Genomic DNA, 25,912 nt, shown 5'->3' on the forward strand with positions numbered 1-25,912 from the left:
CATTTTCCGGCTGGAAATGCCAGGCAAAGGAAAACAAAGGCAAAGGGCAGCAACAGGCAAAAAAGAAAGGAAATTTGAAAAGTACTAGAAAAAAAGGTATATTAAATTTTAGTTATATTAAATTTAATCATATAGCATAAGAACGGTTTTAGAAAAACCAGTTCATTCAATCGTTTCGAATAATTATTTCTATAAAATAAAGACACAACGCCAAAACAGGAAAAGTCATTTCAGAAAGGAAAAACATGTCTACCATAAGGGATCTGAAAATCGGGCAAGCTGCCACGGTTGCAGCAGTTGGTGGCGAGGGAGCCTTGCGACAGCATTTTCTGGATATGGGTGTCATACCCGGAGTTCCGGTACAATTGATCAAGTATGCACCGATGGGTGATCCGATTGAGTTAAAGGTCCAGAGCTATGAGCTGACCCTTCGCTTAGATGATGCAGCGAAAATTGAAGTCCGGGATGTCCATGATCCCAGCGAAGCTGCCCGGTCCCTGGCCGGGATCTCCTCCCTGCCGAACACGGCCAATCGAGACGAATTCATTGACCATCCGGGACTTGGCGAGGGCGGCCTCTTCCATGATAAGAAAACGGAACACCCGCTTCCGGAGGGAACGGTCATGACATTCGCTCTGGCAGGAAACCAGAATTCCGGAAAGACCACCTTATTTAACCAGCTGACAGGTTCCAATCAGCATGTCGGAAATTTCCCCGGTGTTACAGTCGATCGGAAAGACGGTGTGATCCGCGGTCATAAGGATACCCTGGTCACGGACCTTCCGGGAATTTACTCCATGTCGCCTTATACAAGCGAGGAAGTCGTATCCAGGCAGTTCATTCTGGATGAAAAACCGAAAGGCATTATTAATATTGTTGACGCGACAAATATAGAGCGAAATCTTTATTTGACCCTTCAACTTCTGACTCTGAATATTCCGATGGTCGTTGCCCTCAATATGATGGACGAAGTTCAGGCCAACGGAGGTTCCGTCAATATCAATAAGATGGAGCAGCTCTTGGGCGTACCGGTCATTCCCATCTCAGCTGCGAAGAACGAAGGAATCGACGAACTGGTCAGCCATGCCATCCACGTAACGAAATATCAGGAGAAACCGCTTCGTCAGGATTTCTGCGACCCGGATGAGAAAAACGGAGCAGTCCACCGGTCGATTCATGCAATTATGCATCTGATCGAAGATCATGCAAATGAGACCGAAATCCCGATCCGATTTGCAGCCACGAAACTGATCGAAGGCGACAAGACGGTCATCGATCTCTTGAAATTGGATGAAAATGAGAAGGAGACGGTCGAACATATCGTAAGACAGATGGAGAAGGAGAGTGGCTTAGACCGCTCGGCTGCCATAGCCGATATGCGCTTTCACTTCATTGAAAAAGTGGTAGCATCCTCCGTTGTGAAACCAAAAAAGAGTAAAGAGCAGACCAGAAGCAGTAAGATCGACAAAGTGCTGACCGGAAAGTATACCGCGATTCCGATGTTTGTTCTGATCATGGCCCTGATTTTCTATCTGACCTTTAACGTGATCGGCGGAACCCTTCAAAACCTGCTGGACAGTGGAATCACATCCTTAAGTCATGCGGCGGAAAATGCGATGAATGCTGCCGGAGTGAATCCGGTATTGAACTCCCTTGTCGTAAATGGGATCTTCAACGGCGTAGGTTCCGTGCTTTCCTTCCTGCCCATTATTGTGACTCTTTTCTTCTTTTTGTCCTTGCTCGAAGACTCGGGTTATATGGCCCGGATTGCCTTCGTCATGGATAAGATCTTAAGAAAATTAGGGCTTTCCGGCAGAAGTATTGTGCCCATGCTGATTGGTTTCGGATGCTCGGTTCCTGCTGTCATGTCCAGCCGGACCCTGCCGTCAGAAAGAGATCGGAAATTGACGGTGATCCTGATTCCTTTCATGAGCTGCTCGGCAAAGCTTCCGATTTATTCTTTCTTTATCTCGGCATTCTTTCCCGGTAAAGGAGCTCTTGTCATGCTGCTTTTGTATTTTACCGGTATTTTTGTCGGCATTCTGACCGCAGTAATCTCTAAAAACACAGTATTTAAGGGGAAAGCCGTTCCCTTCGTTATGGAGCTTCCGACTTATCGCATGCCGCGCCCGAAGAATGTCGGACAGCTGCTTTGGGAAAAGTCCAGGGACTTTATTCAAAGGGCTTTTACCGTTATTTTCCTGGCATCGATCGTGATCTGGTTTTTCCAGACCTTCTCCCCGTCCTTTGCTATGGTCCATGATTCGTCACAAAGCATGCTTGCCGTCTTTGCAGGTGCCATCGCTCCGATTTTCAAACCGCTGGGATTTGGCGACTGGAGAATGGTCACTGCCCTGATCTCCGGCTTCCTTGCCAAAGAGAGTGTGGTATCCACTTTAGGTATTCTCTTTGGAAGCGTAGCTGCTTTACAGAAGGTTTTGACTCCGGCAACGGCAGCATCCTTCCTGGTATTCTGCCTTCTCTATACGCCCTGTGTTGCAGCCATTGCTTCCATTCGGCGGGAACTTGGCCGGAAATGGGCTTTGCAGATCGTTTTGTTCCAGTGCCTTATCGCCTGGGTCTTGGCATTTCTTGTCCATGTCGTGACTTTATGGATCTAATGCGAAGCTTTTCGTCTGTAGGCCAGACCAAGAGGAATTTTAAGATAAGATAGGATATGATTTTTCTATGGTATAATTGAATCCGGACCGACATTTTCAGATTTTTGAAAACGGTCCGCAAATATTAGAAAGAAACGCAAATATTAGAAAGAAATAAGAGGGGTAGTACAATGGAAGAAATATTTCACGGAAAGAAACTGGGGTTTGGATTGATGCGGCTGCCGCTCCTTGACCCGAAAGATGACAAAACGATCGATATCGAACAGGTGAAAAAAATGGTCGACATTTTTCTGGAAAAGGGTTTCACCTATTTTGATACGGCCTGGATGTATCACAGCTTTGAGAGTGAGAATGCAATTAAAAAAGCTTTGGTAGAGCGGGTGCCTCGGGATCGCTATACCCTGACCACTAAGCTCCATGCCGGATTCTTCAATACCAAAGAAGAGCGGGACAAGGTGTTTGATGAACAACGGAGGAAAACCGGCGTCAGCTACTTCGATTATTATTTGATCCATGATATCGAGCGGGAAAATATTCAGAAATACGAAGATCTCGATGTTTTCCAGTGGATCCAGGACAAGAAGAAGGCTGGCCTTGTTCGTCATATCGGTTTCTCCTTCCATGCGGATGCCGAACTTCTGGATGAGATCCTGACAAAGCATCCGGAGATGGAATTCGTTCAGCTTCAGATCAATTATCTCGACTGGGAGTCCGAGAAGATCCAGTCCCGAAAGAATTATGAAGTTTGTGTCAAGCACAATAAACCGGTGATTGTCATGGAACCGGTCAAGGGCGGAACTCTGGCGAAAGTCCCCGCGGAAGCAGAGACCATGCTTCGGAATCTGGATCCCAAGATGTCCATTCCCTCCTGGGCCATCCGTTTTGCAGCCAGCCTTCCCAATGTGAAGATGGTTCTTTCCGGTATGTCAAATATAGACCAGCTCGAAGACAACACTTCCTTTATGGAGGATTTCAAGCCCTTGAACGAGTTGGAACTGACCACCGTTCATGCGGTAGCGGATGTTATCAATTCCGGTATCACAATCCCTTGCACGGCCTGTCATTACTGCACACCGGGATGTCCGATGAATATCACCATTCCGGAATTCTTCTCTGTATACAATCAGGAGAAGCGGGAGGGTTCCGACCATGCAGCCGATCTCAAGCGCTATCAGGAGCTTTCCAAGAACGGAAATCCTGCATCCGCCTGCATTGCCTGCGGCCAGTGCGAAGGCATCTGCCCGCAGCATCTGCCGATCATCGACAACCTGAGGGAGATTGCGGAAAGGTTCGAGTAATATCATAATTTCTCAGGAATTTGCAACAGTCGACATCACCAGCTTTTTATTTAAAAAGTAAAAAGCCCACGAATCGTGGAATGTTCTTAGGAGGTGCGAGCCATGGGAAATGACGGAAAGAAAAACGATACGGAATTTGAAAAGAAGCTCTTTGAGAAATACCGCTTCGACGGAAGCCGGAAATTCTCAATCAAGGATTCATCCACCAATGAGACCAGTCTCTGTCCGGATAAGGAGCAGGCACTGAAGAAAATGGCGGAAAATGATGCTGTCATGGATAATCTCCAGGCAAAGCTCTATGCTGCGAAAAAAGAAGGCGTGATCTTCCTTTTCCAGGCAATGGATGCGGCTGGAAAAGACGGAACCATCCGTTCGGTTCTGACCTGCCTGAGTCCGCACGGAGTTCATGAGGCAGCATTTAAGGCTCCGTCCTCGGAGGACCTGGCCCATGATTTCCTCTGGCGGATCGAACAGCAGGTTCCGGCCAAGGGCGAAATCGCCATCTTCAATAGATCCCAGTATGAAGACGTCCTGATCGCAAAGGTCAAGAAGCTCTATCTTTCTCAGGCCCATGCTGACCGATTGAATCCGGACGAGATCCTGAAGAACCGTTATAAGGATATCTGCCATTACGAAGAATATCTCTACCATAACAGTATCCGTACCGTGAAGATTTTCCTGCATGTCTCAAAGGAAGAGCAGGCACGGCGTTTCCTGTCCCGGATCGAGGAGCCGAAGAAAAACTGGAAGTTCTCCGAAAGCGACTGGGAAGAGCGGGGCTACTGGGATGCCTATCAGGAGGCCTTCGAGGATGCCATCAATGAAACCGCGACAAAGGATGCGCCCTGGTTTGTCATTCCGGCCGACCATAAATGGTATATGCGCTATCTGGTCAGTGAAATCATCCGAAAGACCCTGGAAGACATGGATCCCCATTATCCTGAGGTCACGAAGGAAAGGCTGGAGAAATTCGAGACTTTGAAGAAACAAATCGAGAAAGAACTGTAGGCAGGACGGATTGCTTGTAGGCAAGGACGGAATGCAACTGCCTTGCTGACTCGGATCTTACTTTATAGAAATGGACATAAAAGGGACAATCAGCTATGAAATTCATCTCATGGAATATCGACTCTCTGAATGCGGCATTGACATCGGATTCGCCACGGGCGGAGCTGTCGAGAAATGTACTTCGAACGATCGCTTTGGAAGATCCGGATGTAATCGCAATTCAGGAAACCAAGCTTCCGGCAACCGGTCCCAATAAGAAACATAAGGCGGCGCTGGAGGAATTTTTCCCTGGATATCAGGTGGAATGGGTTTCATCGGTTGCGCCGGCAAGAAAAAGCTATGCCGGAACCATGATTCTTTATAAGGAAGATCTGACCGGAACCATGTCTCAGCCAAAGCTGGGTGCACCGGATACCATGGATGCTGAGGGACGGATCTTAACCATCGATTTCGGCGGTTTTTATTTCGTCAATGTGTATACACCGAATGCAGGCGGCGAACTCAAACGGCTGCCGGATCGTCAGGTCTGGGATAAGCTTTATGCAGATTATCTGTCATCCCTGGATCAGGAAAAACCGGTCATTGCCTGCGGTGATTTCAACTGTGCCCATGAGGAAATCGACCTAGCACATCCGGAAAACAATCATTTTTCAGCAGGTTTTACCGATGAGGAACGGGAAGGCTTCACGAATCTCTTGAATCACGGCTTCGTCGACAGTTTCCGTTATCTGCATGGAAATGTACCTTCGGTATATTCCTGGTGGGCTCAGCGGATCAAAACATCAAAGATCAACAACTCCGGATGGAGAATCGATTATTTCCTGGTCAGCGACCGGATCAAGGATCAGATTAAGCGGTCGGAAATGCTGGATTCCGGCCCCAGACAGGACCATACGCCATTAGTTTTGGAGATGGAAATATAGACCGGGATATTTTCCTTTTTTCCTCCCCGAAAATAATACCAACATTTCACACAAAATGAGGAAGGAATATAGAGAATTAGAGGATCACGGGCATATGACATTTTACCGAAAAATCGATATTTTTCCGATAAATAGATCAATATCCTACTACTGAAAAAGGCACCTGCTGCATTTCTTGCAACAGATGCCTTTCTATTTTTTCTATCTCTTCAGAAGTATCGTCCCGGAAATTCAGGAAACGTAAATCATATGACTTCTTCTTTTCAGCCAATCAAATATAACCCCAATCAGCAGTGACTACCGCTGCAGGGTTTTACAGCAGAATCGTTATTGACCAGACTTCCGTCCATAAACTGCTGAACTGCGTCATCCGCATTCCCCTTGAATCCGGAGAAAGTCTGAATGCCGGCTTCGTTTGCCATAGGTACGATCTGAGGCCCCTGGCCGTCTGCAATAATGACATTGACATTCTCATTGATCAGACCGTTCAGCTTATCCGGACCATGGCCCTCCGGAATCGTTACATAATGGGAACTCTGGATTTTATGATCTTCTACGTCGAAAATCTTAAAACGCTCAGCATGGCCGAAATGCCAAAAAGTGTTTTCGTCTTCGTTATTGATTGCAACTGCTACTCTAGTCATAGTAGTCTTCTCCTTTCTGGTTCTCTATAAAACTGAAACCAGTCTATCATATGAATTTCAAATTGTTCGTTTGAAATCCAACGGAATGAAAGCTTGACATCAAATAATATACTATGCAAAAAAATTTTTTCGTTGCTTAATGTAAATATTGTAAATTGTAAATATTGTAAATAAAAATCAATTCAGTTACAATAATTATCGTTTTGTACCAATGGTCTCAGAGATTCGAAATCCTCCGGAATTTGAGGGGTCTCTGAGGCTTTCCTTTTTATGGATCAACAAGGAGCACGCAATGCACTACACCAAACCTTCCTATTATGATAAATTCCGCTGTACGGCTGGCGACTGTCCTGATACCTGCTGCCAGGGCTGGCAGATCATCATTGATGATATAGCGATTGAGAAATATAAGGCTGATCCGGTCCTTTGGAACTATGTCAAAGATTCCATCGACTGGCAGGCGAGTGAGGAAGGCCCTACTTATAAGTTAAAAGATAAAAAATGCATGCATTTGACTTCTGACGGACTCTGCGAAATGCAGGTCAAATATGGATTCGACAGCCTCTGTCAGGTCTGTCAGAAATTCCCGCGTCATGTAGAGGAGTTCGATGGAGAACGCGAACTTTCGATTGACTTATCCTGCCCGGAGGGAGCCCGCATGGTTTTAGAGGATACAGACGGAAGTTTCATAAGCTATGATGACGATCTCGAGGAAAATGAAGATTACGAAGACTTCGACTACTTCCTCTACACCGAATTGTATGATGCCAGAGAAAAACTGTTCTCTATGATCTCCGGTGAAGGGAATATTGAGAAACTGATGCAGGCCATGCTTTCTCTTGGCCGAATCTGGCAGGATTGTTTGGATCATGATCGTGTCTATGAGATCAATGAAGACCATGCCTTAACAGAAGACAAGTCTCTCTTCTCCTGGCAGGAAGAAAAAAGACTCTTCTCCAAGCTTTATAATCTGGAACTTCTGCGTTCGGAATGGATCGAAACCGTTGACCGGACTTACAAGACCATTTTTGCATCGGAGGAAAATTACCGGAAGGCATGTCTGGAACTGGAAAAGTATGATTCGTTTGTTCGCCGCGTCTTACGCTATATGATCTATGTCTATTTCGACGGCGCGGTTTATGATGATAAGATCTACGCAAAACTGGCCTTCTCTGTCTACTGCGTCAGATGGACCTTTTTTGTCTTCTTTTCGGATCAGGGTAATGGAAGCGACTTCCTTTCAGCACAGGAAAAGGAGCCGGATATGGAGGCACTGATCCGTGCGGTCTACATTTTCTCCCGGGAAGTAGAACACTCGGACCTCAATATCTCCATACTGGAAGACTGGCTGTAAAATACCTAGTGAATCGATTGGTTCTTCCGCCGCTTCAAATACCAATTCAAAAGCCAGGTAGCCAGCCAACCACAGAAGATGCCGAGAAGGCATCCTACGAGGACGTCGCTCGGATAGTGGACGCCGACATAGAGTCTTGAGAAGGCAATCAAAGCAGGCAGAAGGAAAAGGAGCAGGCCTTTTTTCTTCCTGGGCTTATCCAGACAGCAATAGATGGCGGTTGTCCAGGCAAAGGCGGATGAGGAATGACCGGATGGGAAAGAGCTTGTGCGTTCCGGAGCAATCAGTCGTTGTAGATCAGAGAAACTTAAGTAGGGTCTCTGGCGTTGTACGATATGTTTGATGAAACCCTCTCCGATGACTGCAGCGAGAATGATTGCAAGAAGGCCTGCCATGCCCATCTTCCGTGTCTTCTTTGGAATAAGTAGAATCAGGCAGACGGCAATGCCAAACCATCCCATGTTTCCGAGAGAGGTAATGGCCTTAAAAATTGGTGTCAGCACATCCGATCGCAGATGTTCCTGGATAAATAATAAAATTTGATAATCGATTTGTGTCATTTAGCATTTCCCCCTTTTTAATTGATTTTCTCCTGCCTGGGCCATGGTCTATATTTGCCTTGGCTAAAGCAGCATTACTTTTGATTATCCGAGTGCCACATCCAATATCATCATCAGGGTAAATCCAAAGGAAAAAGCGAGGACGCCGATATGCGAATGTTCGCCTTCCATCATCTCAGGGATCAATTCCTCGACAACAACATAGAGCATGGCTCCTGCTGCAAAACTCAGGAAATACGGCATCAAGGGGACAATGGCGCCGGCCAGAAGAATGGTCAGAATGGCGCCAAGCGGTTCTACAGCGCCGGACAGGACACCGCCGATGAAGGATTTCATCTTCGCTTCTCCTTTTGCATGCAAGGGCATGGAAATAATGGCACCCTCCGGGAAGTTCTGAATCGCAATTCCCAAAGCGAGGGTCAGGGCCGCAGAAGCCGTGATATCGGAAGTCTTCGCAAGTAAGCCTGCATACACAGCACCGACAGCCATACCTTCCGGGATGTTATGGATGGTGACTGCCAGAAGGAGAAGGGTCGTCTCGGAAAGTTTTGATTCCGGTCCTTCTGCATGCTCTGCGAAACGATGCAGATGAGGTGTGATGTGATCGATCAAAAGCAGAAACAAAATACCGACCCAGAAACCAATGACCGCGGGGACAAAGGAAAACCGTCCCATTTTTTTGGTTTGATCCAAAGCCGGAATCAGCAGGCTCCATACAGATGCTGCTGTCATGACACCGGCTGCGAAACCGGTCATAAAACGTTGTAGATTTTCTTTTAATTCGTTCTTAAGGAAGAGGACTGTGGCAGCTCCAAGCGTCGTTCCTAAAAAGGGAATCAGAATTCCCGGCCATACGATTTGCATTTACAGCCTCCTTATTCTATCTGTCATAAAAACATGTACCACATGCTTGATTCTTGATGATACCGGATTGTTGAATTATATCTTTTCCGGCAATTCTTTGCAACCGGCCTGGCAAATGTACATTATAAAGTAAGCGAAAAAAATATCCTCTCACTTAACCCTACGGAACTCCCCCTAATCTATAAGGACGAAAAATTATTTTTCGCCCATAAAAATACAGCAGGTAAAGAACCTGCTGCATCACATATCTATATTATTTAGAAAATATCTAATTCTATTATTTTTTTCACAGCCTCTATTGTCTTGTCATATTCAACACGCGTCTTTTGAAAATATGAGGTTATTGCTGCATAGTCCTTCTCGTAAATTGCCTCTTCGACTATTTTCTCAAGCATATCATTTATGTCTACACCATCCAATGATGATGGACATATTTCAGGTTTCTTTTGTCGCTCGATTCTAACCTCTTTTACAAGTTGCTTGAAGCGTTCATCAAAAGTCATCTTAGGCATTAACATATACAAATCATAAATGTGTCTCGAATGTTTATTATAATCGCTCTTGATGTAGTAATCGCATAATGCAAACACTTTATCAATGAAAGTTCTCTCCAAACTCTGTATTGTCATTGTAAATGGCTGCAATTCATATTGCTCGACTAAATCCATATTATCTCGCTTAAGAACCTGATAAATATAGTTATCTACTTCCATCTCAACCGTTGGAAAAGCTATAGATCCTAAGACCACTTCCATCTTTACACCGTCAATAAGACTCTCAGGAATATATCCTTCTATCGGAGCATACTGGAATACATAGCAATTATAATCTCTACGACTACGAGTTTTATCCCAATCTGGAATAGGCAGATCCAAATATTCGCTTATTCCAGCTATTACATTATTTTTCAACTTTTTCCTCTCACCCTGTGTTAAGGTATCGGAGAAAGTAATATCAATGTCTTCTGAAAATCTATCTATAGCGTGATGGCATTTGGATAGCGATGTTCCACCTTTAAACACACAGTTTTTGGCATTCAATGAAAGCTGTTTTAAAATCATAGTCACATAATAATCCTTCTCCACAATTGGTACAGGAATAGACAACTCATTTGATACAGCGTTTACAATAGCTATAAATTGCTCTCTATCTTTATGCAATAGCATATACTACTCCTGTTTCATACAAATTCTTGTATACCTTTGTAGGATACAAGCTGATGTATACATCAATTCCTTTTTTTGTAATATTTTCATCTTTAATAATCTGAACCAACCTAGCCGGAATATTCTCAACAGATCCGTCCATATATTTGTCAAAGTCTACCAAAAAATCCAGAAACTGTAAAACTCTGTAGTTTTCCTCAGTAATGACGGTTCTTGGCTTTCTAAGTAAAAATTTCTGCCCCTTTATTTCAATTTCTCGAACCTTAGCACTGGCCTCATTTGAAACTATTTCTTGAACATACGGAACCTGTAGAGAAAGCCCCATTTGATTGGCAAATGTAAATCCAGCATAGTACCCACGCACCTTACCTCGCCGTCTAACGTACTTACATCTTGCAACAGTACTAGCTGATATAGGTACTAATCCTTTTAACTTCGATTTCCCTGGTAGATAATAGATTCCAGCATCATATCGGCAAAGCTTTCCTGCATCTACTAGTTCCTTCAGCTTTGGGCGTAACGAATTACCAGGAATACCTAAGTCTATATCTGATGTAAAAATTGGTTCATAGGCTTTATAATTTTCAATCAAATAATCGTATAGCATAACTGCACTCCAACGCTTCTTGACCTTTCAAGTTAATAATCGTTTCTAAATGTAGTATAACGTCATTTAACTATCTATGTCAAGGAACGTTGGGTGATAATATTTATATCCCCGAAACTAATAAACCCTTTATTCTTAACTTCCAGCCTTTTTGACACTCAACCAATCAGCAGCCAGTAGCGGTCTCACTTACATATTACTGACTGTTTTCTTTATTCTGTCTCCGGAGCACCTTTACTGGCTTAACAGTACCTGCCACCAGATATAGATTTTTCCCTGGTTTCTATCGGAATCTTCTTGACGCGAAACAACTGTAATAGTATAATTAATACAGATAGAACAGACAGTTGCATTCAAATCCGAATTATGTTTGACAGGAAAGGGAGCAATTATGAAAAAACATAAGAAACGTATCATTATCATTCTCATCGTCTGCCTTGCTCTGGCAGCACTTCTCCTTGTGTTTTTCCTGAAGAAAAGATCCGGCAATTCGGCTTCATCCGATACAGGTCTCATTGATGATTACGGTTCGGATGATACGATTGAAGGTAAGACCCTTTATGCTGGTGTGATCGAACCGGAACAGTCCTATAACATCAATCTGGATTCGGACCGGACGGTCGAATCTATCGATGTTAAAGCCGGTGATACCGTCACAGCAGGTCAGAAGCTTTTCACCTACCAGAGCAAGGATTACTCTCTCCAGGTACAGCAGGATCAGCTGGAAATCCAGGGCTATAGCGAGACCATCAAGTCCTGCCAGGATCAAATCACCGATCTGACCAAGCAGAAGGCAGCCGCTTCCGCTGATATGAAGCTTCAGTATGATTCGCAGATTCAGGACCTGACCTCTCAGATGAAGCAGGCGAAGCTGGATCAGCAGACTAAGCAGGCAGAAATCGATTCCTTAAATAAGAAGATCTCCTCTTCCACCGTAACCTCTCCGATTGACGGTATTGTATCAAAGGTTGCTACCGGATCTGCATCTTCTGACGGCTCCTTTATCACTATCCTGTCCGACACCACCTTTCGGATAAAGGCAACAGTAGATGAATTGAATGTAGGTTCCTTGAAGGAAGGCATGGCTGCGAAGATCACAACCCGTGTCAATGACAAGGAATACACCGGAAAAATCACTAAAATCGATACCAAATCGACGGCTGACAATGGAAACTCCGGTACGGATTCGTCCGACAGTAAGAATAGCAATACGCCGGCCTCCAAATATTATTTCTATGTATCTATTGATAATCCGGACGGTCTGATCGTCGGCCAGCATGTTTTTGTAGAACCCGAAACAGATGATTCAGCAGATATTACCGAAGGAACTGCAGAAGGAAGTATATCTACATCAGAAGGAACAGCAGACAGCGGAAATACTGCAGACGGAAATACAGAGGTAGAACAATGATAGAACTCAGCCATATTGATAAAAGCTATCAGCTCGATACCAATCCGGTTCCGGTTCTTCATGATATTTCTCTCTCTGTATCGGATGGCGAGTATCTCTCGATCATGGGCCCTTCCGGTTCCGGAAAATCAACACTTATGAACATCATCGGCTGTCTGGATATGCCGACGGCCGGGACCTATCTTCTCGATGGCATGGATGTGGGGAAAATGAGCGAAAACAAGCTGGCAGATATCCGGGCCACAAAGATTGGTTTCGTCTTTCAGAATTTTGAACTTCTTCCCAAGGAATCGGCCTTAAGCAACGTTGTCCTTCCACTGATGTACGCGAAAGTTCCCAGAAAGGAAAGGCGGGACATTGCAGAGGCAGCTCTGGAGCGGGTCGGTCTGAAGGATCGGGTGAATCACCTTCCCAACCAGCTTTCGGGCGGCCAGAAACAGCGTGTTGCTATTGCCCGTGCCATTATTAACAAGCCATCGATCATCCTGGCGGATGAACCGACCGGAGCCCTGGACCAGAAATCGGGCGCCGAGATCATGGACCTCTTCTCCGAGCTGAACGAAAGCGGGATCACCATCATCATGATTACCCATGACGCCAATATCGCAAAGCATGCCCAGAAAACCATTCACATCATCGACGGAAGAATTATCAAGGCGGAGGAGGTAGAAAATGAAGACCCTTCGAAAGCATAAAAAACTCTTTATCTTTCTCTGCATTGTCGCTGTTCTGGTCATTTTTCTCATTGTAAAAATGGTTTCGATCCAGAGGCAGCGTTCTTATGCCTATGTTCAGCCTTTTTCCGATCTGAAGATGTCCGGGGATGATTTCTCAGACACTCTGGACGGAACAGTAACCAATGAAAACGCCCAGTCTATCACTCTGGATCCGGAGAAAACGGTCGGACAGGTCTATGTCAAGGCCGGCGATACGGTGAAAAAGGGCGACCGCCTCTTCTCCTACAATTCCGACGATCTGACCAGCCAGCTCAATGCTCAGAATGAGGTTATCTCATCTTCCACCGCTCAGCTGGACATCCAGAACAAGCTTCTCGCCTATTACAAAGGCCTGAAGCCAGTAAAAGAGGCGAATACAGATATCGATGATCAGGATGAAACCACCCAGTCAGAAGGAGATGATACCATCCCTTCCGACGAATCCGAGGTTGTTAATCCAAACGCCGTCACCGAAGAAGAAAAGGCCGAACTGATCAAAAGTACGACCGAGGACATCAATAATCTCCAGCAGAGCATTAATTCCGCTAAAATCGACCTCCAGTCCCTTCAGCAGAAGATCGATGACTGCACAGTCAAGGCTCTGGTCGATGGAAAGATCGCATCCATTAATGACGCCGAGACTTCGGTTTCCTCCGGAACTCCCTTTATCACGATCAGTTCCGAGACTGGAACTGCCGTCAGGGGCTATGTCGATGAATTTACCAAGAATAAAATCAAGGCCGGAGATCAGATCAAGGTCACGAATTATATGAATGATTCGAATTCCAAGGCGACCGTTACCTATATTTCCGACTTCCCGTCTACGGACGAAAATACGCCTCAGTCTTCCTCCATCAATAACGTATCCTATTATGAATTCGATGCCTATCTGAAGGATGGAAATGGTTTCAATCCCGATGACGGCGTATCCATTTCTCGGATCAGCAGTAAGAAGACATCTGCCCTGAGCCGGGGCTATGTGCGGAAGGATAAAAAGGGTTCCTACTGCCTGGTCAGCCGGAAGGGCCGTCTGGAAAAGGTCTATGTGGAAACGCAGAAAACCATGGTTCCCGGTACAATTCTGATTGTCTCCGGTCTGAAGAACAGTGATCTCATCGCTTTCCCGTATTCGAAGACCGGTTATGTCGGAAACAAGACCACCAGGAAGTCCCAGCGGTCCATTGTCGAGAGAATTCTTTATTAATGAAAGGAACTGCTTTATGATTGAAAATTTAAGAGAAGCTCTGAAGGGCATCTTTTCCCATAAAATGCGTTCTTTTCTGACCATGCTCGGAGTCATCATCGGAATCGCATCGATTCTGGCCATTGTTTCCATCGTTGAGGGGACATCGCAAAAGCTGCAGAAAAGCCTGATCGGAGCCGGAAACAACGTGACCAATGTGACATTGCAGCATTCCGAAGATGGGAGCGACGAATCCTATGACAGCGATTCCCTGATCACAAGTCTGACGCCGGTCTCCTCCTCTTCGATGAAGGAAATCAAGAGCATTTCCGGGGTTGAGGACGCATCGGTCTATATTTCGACTCAGATGTATGACGGAATCAGCTATAAGGATACGGCCTTCAACAGTTCCACGGTCAATGTCTACGGTGTCTCCAAGGATTATTTCCGGACCATCGAAAGCCGGCTGGACTATGGGCGGAACTTTACCAAGGAGGAATATGACTCTGCAGACAAGGTCTGCATCATTGATGACAAGGTCTGCACGGCCCTTTTTGACGGCAATGACCCGACCGGTCAGGTGCTGGAAATCAAGGGCGAGCCCTTTACCATCATCGGCGTAATCGGAAAGAATTCTGATGATCATGAGCAGGATTTTGAGTCGGTGGATGACTATCAATCCAGCCTCTACTCCGACAATACCAGCATCTATCTCCCCATGAAGACATTCGCCATCCCGGTCAGCTTCGATGCGGCCCAGAGCGTCGCTATCCGTGTCAGCGATACGAAGCTCATGAAATCGGTCGGAAACCAGGCTGCCGACATCCTGAACATGGAAGCTGTTCCTGACGGATATGCCTACAAATCACAGACGACAGCGGCGGATGACAATTCCCTGAAGACGCTCACGACTGCCATTACGGCCATGCTGGTTTCCATCGCTTCTCTCTCCCTTCTGGTCGGAGGCATCGGCGTCATGAACATCATGCTGGTATCGGTATCTGAACGAACGGCGGAGATCGGACTGAAGAAGGCGCTGGGTGCCAAACGACGGGACATCCTGGCCCAATTTCTGACAGAATCTGCTGTTCTGACCGGTGTCGGCGGCCTGATCGGGCTTCTGATCGGAATTATCATAGCCCGGATCATTTCCATGTTGCTTCAGCTGGAATTTGCTGTACCGCTGCCCTGGGTTCTGATTTCCCTCGCCTTCTCTCTTGCTATCGGAATCTTCTTTGGCGTGGCCCCGGCCAGCAAGGCCTCCAAGCTGAATCCGATTGATGCGCTGAGGAGAGAATGACGGGTCGGAATGAGCAGGATCGCATGGAGTGAGAAGTGCATTGGGATGCTGTAATACGGCTCCTTCTAGACTCTTTACGATTGTGGCTTAACAGTACCTGTCACCAGATATTTCAATACAAAAATAGGGAGTCCTCGCGGACTCCCTAAAATTTTCACTATATGCTATTTAGCAATCCATTATGTATTAAAGTATATCCATTGCAGCGTAGTATCCCTGATGGATAGCTTTCTTGACTATGTTTGCTCCTGTGCAGTCGCCGATAGCACGGAAGCTTTCCCACTCAGGCCAGTCTTGCATTTCTTCCACTACAGCTGAATTCGGGATGCTGCCAACTGCGTAGAGTACAGTATCTGCAGGAATTTCGAATTCATTTCCTTCCTTATCCGCATATGTTACGGAATTTTCAGAAATCGACTTAGTAGCTGCTTCTGTGATGACATGGATAGAATTTGCCCTCTCTGCGAACAGTTCGTCCAGAGTCGGCTTTATAAACATATTCGCGTCTCTTGCAGTCCCGTCAAGGAGTTCAATAACAGTTACATCCTTACCAGCATCAGCGAGGCTGACAGCAATTTCGCAGTTGATCATTCCACCGCCTATAAGAACTACTTTCTCTCCGATGGTCTCAGGTTCATAGTATGCAGCTGTTGCATATCTTGCATTCTCTACTCCAGGAACATTAAGAACTCTGTGGGTAGAGCCTGCAGCAACTATGATATCAGTTGGCTGAAGTTCATTCAGAAGCGCTGTGTCAGCTACGGTATTCAGCATGACCTTTATATCTCTCTTCTCAACTTGACGAACATAGTAATCCTTAAGCTTTCTAAGGTCTTCCTTATGGCCATGATCTGCAAACAGAAGTGTTCCGCCGAGTTTTTCACCCTTATCCACCAGAGTTACATCATGTCCTCTGTCGAACGCTGTTATAGCTGCTTCCATACCACCTACACCACCACCAACAACAAGGACCTTCTTGCATGATTTTGGAGCAGGTGTATTGAGAAGATATGCTTCCTGTCCGGCTGTCGGGTTGATATTGCACTGGTAGAATCCTGTATAGAGTCCTGCCATGCAGTCACTGCAGCGAATGCATGGTTTGACATCCCCCTCCCTTCCTGTAAGGAACTTCTTAGGAAGATCCGGGTCCGCGAGGATACCGCGACCGATTGAGAAGAAATCGACAACACCTTCACCAATCAGCTGATCCATCTTTGCAGGATCATTGTGTCCTCCTACGGCAGTCAGCTTAGCCTGTACCCCGGCTTTCTTAAGTTCTCTTGCGATAGGTATATTTACAAAGTGACCCATGAGCGGGTTCACCCAGCAGTAATGTTCCGAATTGTGATAGTCACCGGATGAAATCTCGATGATGTCTACTATACCGTCTGTCATTTTGCAGAATGCGGCACAGTCCTCAAGTGACCATCCATTCTCCTGATGCTCGTCGCCGCTGATACGGATTTGGATAACTACTCTCGGTCCGACCTTTTCTCTTACCGCTTTGAGTACCTGAAGCGGGAACTTCGCGCGGTTTTCAATTGATCCGCCGTATTCGTCTGTTCTTGTGTTCCATGCTGGCGAAAGGAACTGTGCAAGCAGCCATCCGTGACAGCACTGAACCATTACCTGATTAAAGCCTGCCTGAACAGCACAAAGTGCCGCTTCAGCAAAGTCATTAGCAATTCGGGCCATATCCTCTTCGTCCATTGCGGAAACATGAGTGCCGTTCTCCTTGTCCATATCTACAGGACCGATAACTTTTCCTGTGGTCTGCCCGTTGAAGAAAGGTTCTGCAAACAGTCCGGCATGAGCAAGCTGAATGCACGGATTAGCTCCGTGTCTTGTGATTGCATCTGTATACTTGATCCAGTCTTTTGCTGGAAGGATCATTCTTGAGAAATCCGGTCTAATTACATCAACGTTCGGCCTTCTTACTGCGTCTACGTTATTCACCGGTGTCTCACCGTAGTTTACGCTTGCCGCTCCGCCGCGAGCTTTCTTTTCATAGAAAAGCACTGTGCGGAAATCTGGTGCCCCGCTGTACTCATCAGGATATGTAAGTCCTGTAGGAGTGCTGAATATTCTGTTTCTGTAGGTGACTCCGCGGATAGTGCAAGGCTTACTGAGGTTGGGATACTTCTTCATATCTGCTTATCTCCTTTTTTAGTTTATTCTTCGATATACATTCTAAAGTGTAGTTATTTCCTAACTAAATTATAACAAAAAGACCGATGCCACTATATGGTCATCGGTCCAAGTATATGAAGGTATATTCGTTCTTTTGTACAATCAGCGAATCATCCTATACATGCGAAGAGAAAACTGCAGGTTGAAGCATGTGTTTTCGTCAGTAAGATCTATATCGAACAGCTCTTCAGCTCTTTCAAGCCTGTACCTAAGAGTGTTTTTATGGATGTTCATTTTTCTGGCAGCCTGCTGTACATTACGTCCAGACTCAAGATACATCTCCACACTTTCTTTCAGAGATGCATTGTATTTCTGATCATATTCTTCCATCATACGAATCTCAGGCCGGCAAAACTGTTCAAGGTCATTTCCCTGCGATGCCAGTTCCATAAAATGATAAAGCAGTATATCTTCGTAATAGATTATAAGGCTGTCTACCTCCAGCTTCTGATATACCCTCTGAATCGCCTTCATTTCACCGAATGCAGCAGAAAGACTCATGATGTTTTCAAACGGCCTGCTTATGCCAATGCGAGTATCGCGTCCGCCAACAACTGATTGAATGGTACTGATCATATCCGTTGTTACATATTTTTTATCGAGAACAATAATAAGGCTCCCGTCATAGATGACACAGTATGAAGATGTCGGCAATGTATGGACCAGCGTATCCCGCATAAGATATAAAGATAAACTATTGCGCAGGTCTATGCTCTTTACCGCAACAAGCTGCATGAATTTCGGAAAGGTTATCCCTGATATCCTGCAGCGCTCGATTATGTCCTGTTCATTTGCAGTCTTCTCAATTATGTCTTTGAATATACTGAAATAAGGAACAGCCTGCATTGCTGTTCTCTCACTATAAAGCATCTCAAAAAGAATGGATTTGCAGATGATAACCAGTAATTCTTCATCCTCACCCCTGAAGGGATTCCTTTCGACAATAGTGACTATGCCTATTGGTCCATCTATATCTCTGACACGACAACCCATAATGCGATATGGACTGAATGGGAGCTTGCTTATCAGTGGCTCATCACTATTGAGCAGTTCCTCAAAGATTCCTGTTTCTTCAGTAACCTTTGTGTATTCCGCAATCAGATTGCCTTCATGCAGAAGCACTTTCCATATTTCATCATCTCCATTGCAATGGCTGTAAGAGATAACTTTGCCGCTTATGTCATACAAAAGCATAGGATTCCCAAGCATCTCCGCAGCAATATCTGTAAGATACTGTATTCCTTTACGCTCAATCAGAGCATTTAATATTGCATCTTTTCTGTAATAATTTTCCATAATGATTTGTTACTCCAAGAGTTTAACCGTTAACAGTGCCTGTCACCAACGTGTATCTTTTCCGGCAATTCTTTGCAACCGGCCTGGCAAATGTACATTTTTTATCTGTTTGTTCAGTTTACCATGATACCTGAGACGACAAAAGCCCCGGGCTGCTGAATTCCATTTCACTCTTTTAAGATCTCTGTCTTACATCATCTTTTTCTCCTTTGTTTAAAGACGCTTGCGTTTGTTTAACATTTGCAATACAATCTATTCAGGAGGTGATCTTATGTCTAAGACTGCAAATATAAATATTCGCATTGATCCCGATCTCAAGGCCCGTGTCGAGAAGCTTTATGGAAGTTTCGGACTTTCCGTAACTGATGCTATCAATATCTTTCTGCATGTTTCCCTGATGGAGGGCGGCCTTCCATTTGAAGTCCGTCAACCCAGATACAATGCGGAAACAGAAGCTGCCATTGAGGAGACCCGCAAGATTATGGACGGTTCATTACCAGCCAAACGCTATACTTCCGTCGATGACATGTTTAAAGATGCTCTTGCGGAGGATACTGTGCATGCTTGATCTGGTAATGACCACCCAGTTCAGAAAAGATCTGAAGCGTATAAATAAGCGGGGCAAAGATCTGTCCCTGCTTAAAGATGTCCTTCAGACTCTCCGGGAAGAACAAGCACTGGAAGAAAAGTACCGTGACCACGCCCTGACCGGTAACTATATCGGATTCAGGGAATGCCACATACAGCCGGACTGGCTCCTTGTATATGCAATTAATAAAGAAGAACTGATTCTTACTGCTTCCAGGACAGGAAGCCATTCGGATCTGTTCTAATGTTCTGCTACACCTGTTCTGTAAGAAATCCCAAAAGTCTCCCCAACGTGAGATCAATCAGGCTCTTGCCGAAAGAGACGACTGGAAATCACGGCATGAAAAGAGGTGAATGCTATGGCAACATGGAACGATTATAAAAAACATGTGCGTGAATCAAATCCCGAAATCGGCAGGGATATGGATGAAGTCGAAGAAAGAGCTAAGATTGTCAGCACCATAATCGACCAGCGCCATAATCTAAACCTTTCTCAGCGTGACCTTGCAGAGATGTGCGGTCTTCCACACTCATCCGTTGCCAGGATTGAATCAGGAAAATCTTCTCCAAACTTGACCCTCCAAAGCAAAAGCCCCTGAAGGCTGTCCCTCAGAGGCTTCATCTTATTCAATTTCGTCATCACTTAGCAGTGCCTGTCACCAGATATTTTATCGTAAGCATTCACTGTATGTTAAAGCATGGTTTACATTATCTAAGCTCTTAGACAGACTTCCTTGCCATAGTGCGGAAGATATATTGGCTGATTGGGGCTCTGTAAACCAATCGTGTGAAGAAGATAAATAGTACATTACCTACAAGACACATAGCAAAACCAATCCAGGCTCTCTCTGTAAAGGACCAATTTCCAATGACTTCTAATACCCGTGTACCCATCTGGTTGTGCTCTAGTTCCATGGGATTCCCCAGGAGATAATACCCCAGAACCCAGATAATCAAAAATGGGATAAAGGAAGCCCAATAGTACTTATAGGTCAACCCATTAACGATACCAATCAGCAGGGTAAATCCGCCGGCAAATAAAAGGGTATAACCCATAACATTGGTAAGTTCTGGAGTCTTTTGGATACCAATCACACGAATCACCACTCCGATTCCATACATGCAGAGATTCATTAGTACGGTAAGGACCACGGGATAAGTGAAGAAGATCTTTCTCTTCTTAGGAGAAGTTAAAACCATCTGAGACATCCCTAAAAGCATGCTGCACTGCATAATAAACATACCAGCCAGCATGTAGAAAATGGAAAATATAGTTACTGGCGAGCCCTCTTCTGTATCGGGCAAAATAATAAACTGGGTGATATCTAATCCAATACCCAGGATAATAAAAAAGGAAGCAAGTATCATCATGGTCTTAAATCGTGGACTTAAGGGCCATAGTTTCAAATAATTCCTAAGATTCTTCATAATAGCTCCTCTCTCCTTTTCTAAGACTTGTAATCAGTAAGAAGCCCATCAAACCAACCCCAAGGATTCCTAAGAGTACCATGGTCCACATAGGGACTAAGAAAATCATCAAGCCTAGAAACATGGATGCATTTAGTACAAACATACCAAATATCATATTCCACCAAGCCATCATCAAAGCTCGGCTAATCAGAATACCTGCCGCAACAAATCCTAGAATTGCGAAGAAATACAATACAGCCTTCGCTTCCACTCTCCGGAATTCATCCAGCGCGGAGCAAACCGTAATCACATAACAGATTCCCACATATAGAATTTTCCGCAGAAACTCTAGTATAACAGCATGCTTCCACACTTTAATTCCCCTGGTACTTGTCAAGAAAAGATTCATCCCATGCAGTCTCTTCCCTGACATACCGCTCATATAGAGCACATCTAAAACGACCTCTAAGCCTGCTGCTAAGGACAGGACAAAGATACAAGCCACACAGGTAAACCCCTCTGCTTCTTTCGCTCCTCTTACTAGAATGTAAAGGAACATGCCAAGTGCAGATAGAGGATAGACAAGGAAAGTGATAAGACGAAAGAGTCCCGTGCAAAAGACCAGGTAATGTCGAAGGCTATTTTGAGTACGTCCATTCATAGCACCCTCCTACTTTCCTAATTCCAGGCTCGTATAGGTTTTCATCAGTGCAACAACTATCTCAGTCAAATTCGCTGTCTCAATGGCAGCTCCACAGGACTCTGCCAGATCTATATCCTCTCTACGCATGATGCCATCGATACCAAAGGAGGATCTGTGCGCGCCTAGAATCTTATCCTTCAAGCGGTCACTCTGGTCTGCATCTGCACGAACCATGATGTACTTTTCCTTTAGTTCCTCTGTAAAGCCCTGCTCTACAATTCTGCCCTCTTCCATCAGGATCACATAATCGGTGACATTCTCCATGTCTGCAATGTTATGGGTAGAAAAGAATACAGACTTCTCTCCCTCCCCATCTTCGATATAGTCACGAATCAGGTCGCATAGCTTGTCTCGCATCAAAGGATCCAACGGAGATGCTGGCTCATCCATAATTAAGAGATCCGTATCTCTCGCTAGCACCGATGCAATCTCAAGCTTCATCCGATTACCATCGGATAGCTTGGATACCTTCTTCCATCCCTTAATTCCCTGATCGGATGGAATATTTAGCTCCTTCATCAGGGCCATGAATCGATCCTTATGAAAGCCATCAAAGAGAAGCTCATTGGCAGTTAATACCTGCTTAATGGACCACTCTGGCATGAAGTAATCGTTGGCACCGGTATAACCAATCCGCTCTCTCATAGCCTGATTCTCTGAAAATCCACCAGCCTTCTCTGTTCCGAAGAAGGTTAACTCTCCCTTATAGTCCATGCGAATACCAGACAGGATATTTAGAAGGGTGGTTTTACCGGCTCCATTCTCTCCAATCAGTGCCGTTGCAAATCCCTTGGGTACTTCCAGCTTCGGAAGGTCTAAGGCAAAGTTCTTATATTTCTTACTTATATTTTTCCCATCTATAACTTTTTCAAACTCCATAACAATCCCTTTCTTTTGGAAATATAAACCATGTTATCTTATACGTCCTCACGGTTAATCTTAAGAAGCATCTGTAGGGTATCCATCAATTCCTGATCGGTAATTCCTGCCACATCAGCAGCTTTAATGGCTTCTGATAATGCCGCTTCTACCTTTCTCATCTGCTGCTCCATCATCATCTCTGTATCCTGGGGATTCACAATGTAGCCCTTGCCCTGTATTGCAGAGACTAGGCCTTCCTCCTGGAGGAGTTCATAGGCCTTCATGGTTGTAATGACGCTAATCTTTAAGTCCTTGGCCAAGGAACGAATGGATGGGAGGTAGCTACCCTCCTTGATCTTTCCATTCATGATCTGTTCTCTGAAGTCATCAGCAATCTGCTGATAAATTGGAACGCCATTATTCTGTAAGATTTTCAAAGTCTCACCACCTTTTTTATTTCGGTGCCAACTGTTTATATGTTATATATACAGTTAGAACAGCTGAATGTCAATAGGTTTTTATAAAAAAATATCCTGCCTCGTAATTTTACGAAGCAGGATATTCTCTTCTTCTGGTCCATCTGCTTAGCAGTGCCTGTCACTAGATATTTCAATTCACGATAGATTGGTGACAAAAGGCCATGTGTAAATTTCTAGGGTGTGAATTGCATGTTTTATGGCATGCCTCACCACGGAATATTCATATTTGAATATTCCGTGAATAATGCATATCTTATGATAGGATATGCACAGCGAGGTGATGATTATGAAACTAGAACAAATTAAAGAAATTGCAGCAGACAGGAACTCTGGGGTTCAGCATTTTTTTGATTAATCCTATATTGGTTTTTTTGTGGAAGCTGAATTTGGTAACAATAATATTTACCAAATTCAGCTTTTAACAGTAGTAAGGATTGTGGCAGCGAATGATCAAATTCTTGAAAGAAAACCGCCTGTTTTCAAAACTAACAGGTATTAATTTATTATCTAAAATAGGAGATAAACTGTTTTATACTGCCCTGCTTACAGCATCAAGTGGTGTAGAGAATGCTGGTTTTGCAGTAATGATTGTTTCGGTTTCAGAGACATTACCGATTTTGATGAGTATATTCATCGGGGTCATTGCGGATAAGAAGCAAAATAAATTAATACAGATCGTGAGAAGTTCTTTCTTCCGGGCGTTGATGTATCTTGGAATAGGAATACTTTTTCACTTTACGCCAACTTTTTATATTATTATTTGGTCCGCTATTTTCAACTTTATGTCAGATATGGCCGGAAACTATTCTTCAGCACTATTCTCGCCATTTACTAAATCCTTGATTGCGGCAGACCAGATGGAAAAAGCACAAGGAGTCATCAGTCTTAGTACACAAATAGTAACAGTCCTAGCAACATTTATAGGTGCATTCGTATTAACAATTAGTACGGAAAGTATATTGGCGGTATTCAACGCAGGCGTATTTATTGTTGTATCAATTTTATATTGGATGGCGATCCCAAAAATTAAGACTTATGAGAATCGTATTCGAGTAATCGATGAAGAGAATCCACTTATCACAATAAAAGACAACTTGAAGTCGATTATATCAGGGAAAAGAAGACTGATAGATATTGTTCAGCTGGCAATGTTGAACGGATTTTTTGGCGGTTTATCACCAATTTTTGCAATATTTATTTTTTCGAACAATGAATTAAACAGCATAAGCCGTCCGGTGAAGATATCTATATTATCCGGTCTTATAACTGTTTTTATGATTCTTGGAAATGCTGTATCTGTTAGGAATCATAAAACCACAATCAAGTATTCCATAGATTATTTTATCGCGGATTTATTGATTCTTATTGTCGGCGTGGGTTTCTTAATGAATAGTATTTGGATGATTTATGTTGCCACTGCTGGGATATCATGGCTGTTAGGGATTGTTTCACCAAAATTTTCCGCTGAAATAGTGAATGAATATCCGATAGAAAGGCTTGGTGGTATAGTTACGAGCGTAAATGCTTTACTGGTTTTAACCCCGCCAATTACCAGTATGGTGTTTCCTTTCATTTCTACAACAAGTAGGCGTGCGGTTTATTGGGCATTTATTGTTTATGGTCTTGTTTTAATAGGAATCACTGGGTCGATCATATCATTTGGTAATAAGTCCTCTAAATTATCCTGTAAAAAAGCAGCAATGTTATTAAAGCCAAGAGACCAAAGGGATTGAATATAGTTTTCTAAAGATGCCCTCTGTGTTATCTTTCCATTACGAAAATCTAGTATTTTTTGAAAGAATATTAGAAAGGCTCTGGCAAACATATCTTGAGAATCAAGGATAGTTTCTAAATGTTTGATAAATAATTCTGCTGTTTTATCTTGACTTCTTTTAATCAATTCGAAGATGATATTAATTAGAACAAGGTGAGTCCGATGCCTGTTATTTGGAAGAGATAAATAAATGGAATCACGCTTTATAAATGCTTTTCCAAGGAATACAAGATTACTGGTTGATAATACCTGTAAAGTGTTTCCAAATATAAAGAGCTCATATTCTGTCCAGTCTTCAATACTGTACAAATATGCTGTAATTTGTTCTACTTCTGTTTCGGAAATAGGGTAATCAGCTTCCAAATCTTTAATAGCTGATTTGATGACTAAACAATTGAGCTGATTATAAATATCATAGGATTCGGAAGATGTATCATAATGGCTTAAGAGGTCTTTTAAGCCATTCACATCTTTTTTCCCATGTAGACTGGATATCTTCTTTGCTTGTTTAAAAAAATTGGAGTCTTCGTATTGATTATAAGCATGTTCGAATTCGGCCAAACTCATATGAATAGCGGAAATAGCAATTAATAATTTGTCAGCGGAGAGCATAGTAAGTCCATTTTCAAATTTTGACAATTGAGCTTGGGAGAGGTTTTGGTTCACGATATCTTTCATTTTCAAACCTCTCGCTATTCTTAAATCTCGATATAATTCGCCGAGGTTGAACGAATCCAGTTTTGACATTGAACACTCCTATCATTTCAATCTCTTTTGGGAAAAATATAAAGCTTATATCCTGCTATTTTCTATGTTTAACTGTTCCTGTCACCAGGTATTCTAGAACAATATTGCTAAGATACACCTTTACCTTTCCGTCCCTTACATAATTAGCCAAAATTTGTAAAGTACTATCCTTTGACAAATTGTACTTACACGCATCAAAAACATTTGTA

General features: G+C 43.9%; 25 protein-coding genes. 13 read left to right on the top strand and 12 right to left on the bottom strand.

The annotated features are described in order from the left end of the window. Window positions 1-245 precede the first annotated feature (245 nt). The 4 genes from feoB to ACKX2L_RS06900 all read left to right on the top strand — a co-directional run bounded on the left by feoB (window position 246) and on the right by ACKX2L_RS06900 (window position 5,850). Window positions 246-2,621 carry a ferrous iron transport protein B gene (gene feoB, locus ACKX2L_RS06885; protein WP_497551136.1) on the top strand — a complete coding sequence of 792 codons (2,376 nt, stop codon included), beginning with the start codon at window positions 246-248 and terminating at the stop codon, window positions 2,619-2,621. 170 nt (window positions 2,622-2,791) lie between these two features. After that, window positions 2,792-3,919, top strand: a complete 1,128-nt coding sequence (locus tag ACKX2L_RS06890; RefSeq protein ID WP_497551135.1) for an aldo/keto reductase — start codon at window positions 2,792-2,794, stop codon at window positions 3,917-3,919. Window positions 3,920-4,021: 102 nt separating this feature from the next. Continuing rightward, window positions 4,022-4,927: a PPK2 family polyphosphate kinase gene (locus ACKX2L_RS06895; protein WP_497551134.1), complete on the top strand. Its 906-nt coding sequence runs from the start codon at window positions 4,022-4,024 to the stop codon at window positions 4,925-4,927. Window positions 4,928-5,022: 95 nt separating this feature from the next. Beyond that, window positions 5,023-5,850 (top strand): exodeoxyribonuclease III, encoded by an 828-nt coding sequence (locus ACKX2L_RS06900; protein ID WP_497551133.1) that lies wholly within the window; start codon window positions 5,023-5,025, stop codon window positions 5,848-5,850. A 287-nt stretch (window positions 5,851-6,137) separates the two neighbouring features. Here the strand turns inward: ACKX2L_RS06900 and ACKX2L_RS06905 are convergent, their stop codons facing one another. Then, window positions 6,138-6,494, bottom strand: a complete 357-nt coding sequence (locus ACKX2L_RS06905) for a NifB/NifX family molybdenum-iron cluster-binding protein (RefSeq protein WP_497552926.1) — start codon at window positions 6,492-6,494, stop codon at window positions 6,138-6,140. A 292-nt stretch (window positions 6,495-6,786) separates the two neighbouring features. Here ACKX2L_RS06905 and fliB point away from each other — a divergent pair, with 292 nt between their 5' ends. Further along, a complete protein-coding gene (fliB, locus tag ACKX2L_RS06910; RefSeq protein WP_497552927.1) occupies window positions 6,787-7,848 on the top strand; it encodes a flagellin lysine-N-methylase in 1,062 nt (353 codons plus the stop codon). A gap of 5 nt (window positions 7,849-7,853) precedes the next feature. Here the strand turns inward: fliB and ACKX2L_RS06915 are convergent, their stop codons facing one another. The 4 genes from ACKX2L_RS06915 to ACKX2L_RS06930 all read right to left on the bottom strand — a co-directional run bounded on the left by ACKX2L_RS06915 (window position 7,854) and on the right by ACKX2L_RS06930 (window position 11,045). Beyond that, the gene (locus ACKX2L_RS06915; protein WP_497552928.1) at window positions 7,854-8,408 is read right to left on the bottom strand and encodes a phosphatase PAP2 family protein; all 555 of its coding nucleotides are present in this window, start codon (window positions 8,406-8,408) and stop codon (window positions 7,854-7,856) included. A gap of 84 nt (window positions 8,409-8,492) precedes the next feature. Then, window positions 8,493-9,272, bottom strand: coding sequence for a ZIP family metal transporter (locus tag ACKX2L_RS06920; RefSeq protein ID WP_497552929.1), 780 nt, complete (start codon window positions 9,270-9,272; stop codon window positions 8,493-8,495). A 257-nt stretch (window positions 9,273-9,529) separates the two neighbouring features. Continuing rightward, window positions 9,530-10,438, bottom strand: coding sequence for a nucleotidyl transferase AbiEii/AbiGii toxin family protein (locus tag ACKX2L_RS06925; protein ID WP_497552930.1), 909 nt, complete (start codon window positions 10,436-10,438; stop codon window positions 9,530-9,532). Beyond that, window positions 10,425-11,045 carry a DUF6088 family protein gene (locus ACKX2L_RS06930; RefSeq protein WP_497551127.1) on the bottom strand — a complete coding sequence of 207 codons (621 nt, stop codon included), beginning with the start codon at window positions 11,043-11,045 and terminating at the stop codon, window positions 10,425-10,427. The genes ACKX2L_RS06925 and ACKX2L_RS06930 overlap by 14 nt, the downstream gene beginning before the upstream one ends. Window positions 11,046-11,436: 391 nt before the next feature. Here ACKX2L_RS06930 and ACKX2L_RS06935 point away from each other — a divergent pair, with 391 nt between their 5' ends. Genes ACKX2L_RS06935 through ACKX2L_RS06950 form a run of 4 tightly spaced genes read left to right on the top strand, consistent with a single transcriptional unit; the run spans window position 11,437 to window position 15,655 of the window. Beyond that, window positions 11,437-12,456 carry an efflux RND transporter periplasmic adaptor subunit gene (locus tag ACKX2L_RS06935; RefSeq protein WP_497551126.1) on the top strand — a complete coding sequence of 340 codons (1,020 nt, stop codon included), beginning with the start codon at window positions 11,437-11,439 and terminating at the stop codon, window positions 12,454-12,456. Beyond that, entirely contained in the window at window positions 12,453-13,151 is a 699-nt protein-coding gene (locus ACKX2L_RS06940) for an ABC transporter ATP-binding protein (RefSeq protein WP_497551125.1), read from the top strand. The genes ACKX2L_RS06935 and ACKX2L_RS06940 overlap by 4 nt, the downstream gene beginning before the upstream one ends. Beyond that, window positions 13,129-14,376, top strand: coding sequence for an HlyD family secretion protein (locus ACKX2L_RS06945; protein ID WP_497552931.1), 1,248 nt, complete (start codon window positions 13,129-13,131; stop codon window positions 14,374-14,376). The genes ACKX2L_RS06940 and ACKX2L_RS06945 overlap by 23 nt, the downstream gene beginning before the upstream one ends. A gap of 16 nt (window positions 14,377-14,392) precedes the next feature. Next, the gene (locus tag ACKX2L_RS06950) at window positions 14,393-15,655 is read left to right on the top strand and encodes an ABC transporter permease (RefSeq protein WP_497552932.1); all 1,263 of its coding nucleotides are present in this window, start codon (window positions 14,393-14,395) and stop codon (window positions 15,653-15,655) included. A gap of 186 nt (window positions 15,656-15,841) precedes the next feature. Here the strand turns inward: ACKX2L_RS06950 and ACKX2L_RS06955 are convergent, their stop codons facing one another. Together ACKX2L_RS06955 and ACKX2L_RS06960 are read right to left on the bottom strand one after the other, a co-directional pair. Beyond that, window positions 15,842-17,803 carry an oxidoreductase gene (locus ACKX2L_RS06955; RefSeq protein WP_497552933.1) on the bottom strand — a complete coding sequence of 654 codons (1,962 nt, stop codon included), beginning with the start codon at window positions 17,801-17,803 and terminating at the stop codon, window positions 15,842-15,844. A 144-nt stretch (window positions 17,804-17,947) separates the two neighbouring features. After that, window positions 17,948-19,141, bottom strand: a complete 1,194-nt coding sequence (locus ACKX2L_RS06960; protein WP_497551121.1) for a PucR family transcriptional regulator — start codon at window positions 19,139-19,141, stop codon at window positions 17,948-17,950. Between the two features lie 271 nt (window positions 19,142-19,412). Between ACKX2L_RS06960 and ACKX2L_RS06965 the strand changes: the two genes are divergently transcribed. The 3 genes from ACKX2L_RS06965 to ACKX2L_RS06975 all read left to right on the top strand — a co-directional run bounded on the left by ACKX2L_RS06965 (window position 19,413) and on the right by ACKX2L_RS06975 (window position 20,328). After that, window positions 19,413-19,709 carry a type II toxin-antitoxin system RelB/DinJ family antitoxin gene (locus ACKX2L_RS06965; RefSeq protein ID WP_497551120.1) on the top strand — a complete coding sequence of 99 codons (297 nt, stop codon included), beginning with the start codon at window positions 19,413-19,415 and terminating at the stop codon, window positions 19,707-19,709. Further along, on the top strand, window positions 19,702-19,974 hold the full coding sequence (locus tag ACKX2L_RS06970) for a type II toxin-antitoxin system YafQ family toxin (RefSeq protein WP_497551119.1): 273 nt from the start codon (window positions 19,702-19,704) through the stop codon (window positions 19,972-19,974). Before ACKX2L_RS06965 ends, ACKX2L_RS06970 begins: the two co-directional genes overlap by 8 nt. A gap of 114 nt (window positions 19,975-20,088) precedes the next feature. Further along, on the top strand, window positions 20,089-20,328 hold the full coding sequence (locus ACKX2L_RS06975) for a helix-turn-helix domain-containing protein (RefSeq protein ID WP_497551118.1): 240 nt from the start codon (window positions 20,089-20,091) through the stop codon (window positions 20,326-20,328). A 121-nt stretch (window positions 20,329-20,449) separates the two neighbouring features. Here ACKX2L_RS06975 and ACKX2L_RS06980 read toward each other — a convergent pair whose 3' ends face one another. Genes ACKX2L_RS06980 through ACKX2L_RS06995 form a run of 4 tightly spaced genes read right to left on the bottom strand, consistent with a single transcriptional unit; the run spans window position 20,450 to window position 23,140 of the window. After that, window positions 20,450-21,157, bottom strand: coding sequence for a hypothetical protein (locus ACKX2L_RS06980; RefSeq protein ID WP_497551117.1), 708 nt, complete (start codon window positions 21,155-21,157; stop codon window positions 20,450-20,452). Beyond that, window positions 21,144-21,800, bottom strand: coding sequence for a hypothetical protein (locus tag ACKX2L_RS06985; RefSeq protein WP_497551116.1), 657 nt, complete (start codon window positions 21,798-21,800; stop codon window positions 21,144-21,146). The genes ACKX2L_RS06980 and ACKX2L_RS06985 overlap by 14 nt, the downstream gene beginning before the upstream one ends. A 9-nt stretch (window positions 21,801-21,809) precedes the next feature. Further along, entirely contained in the window at window positions 21,810-22,721 is a 912-nt protein-coding gene (locus tag ACKX2L_RS06990; RefSeq protein WP_497551115.1) for an ATP-binding cassette domain-containing protein, read from the bottom strand. A gap of 38 nt (window positions 22,722-22,759) precedes the next feature. After that, a complete protein-coding gene (locus ACKX2L_RS06995; RefSeq protein WP_497551114.1) occupies window positions 22,760-23,140 on the bottom strand; it encodes a GntR family transcriptional regulator in 381 nt (126 codons plus the stop codon). Between the two features lie 488 nt (window positions 23,141-23,628). Between ACKX2L_RS06995 and ACKX2L_RS07000 the strand changes: the two genes are divergently transcribed. Then, window positions 23,629-24,915, top strand: a complete 1,287-nt coding sequence (locus ACKX2L_RS07000) for an MFS transporter (RefSeq protein WP_497551113.1) — start codon at window positions 23,629-23,631, stop codon at window positions 24,913-24,915. Here the strand turns inward: ACKX2L_RS07000 and ACKX2L_RS07005 are convergent. Further along, window positions 24,798-25,703 (bottom strand): Rgg/GadR/MutR family transcriptional regulator, encoded by a 906-nt coding sequence (locus ACKX2L_RS07005; protein ID WP_497551112.1) that lies wholly within the window; start codon window positions 25,701-25,703, stop codon window positions 24,798-24,800. The genes ACKX2L_RS07000 and ACKX2L_RS07005 overlap by 118 nt on opposite strands. Window positions 25,704-25,912: the final 209 nt, after the last annotated feature.

This window comes from Porcibacter vitabionis, assembly GCF_046263795.1.
GTDB lineage: Bacteria > Bacillota > Clostridia > Lachnospirales > Lachnospiraceae > Lachnocurva.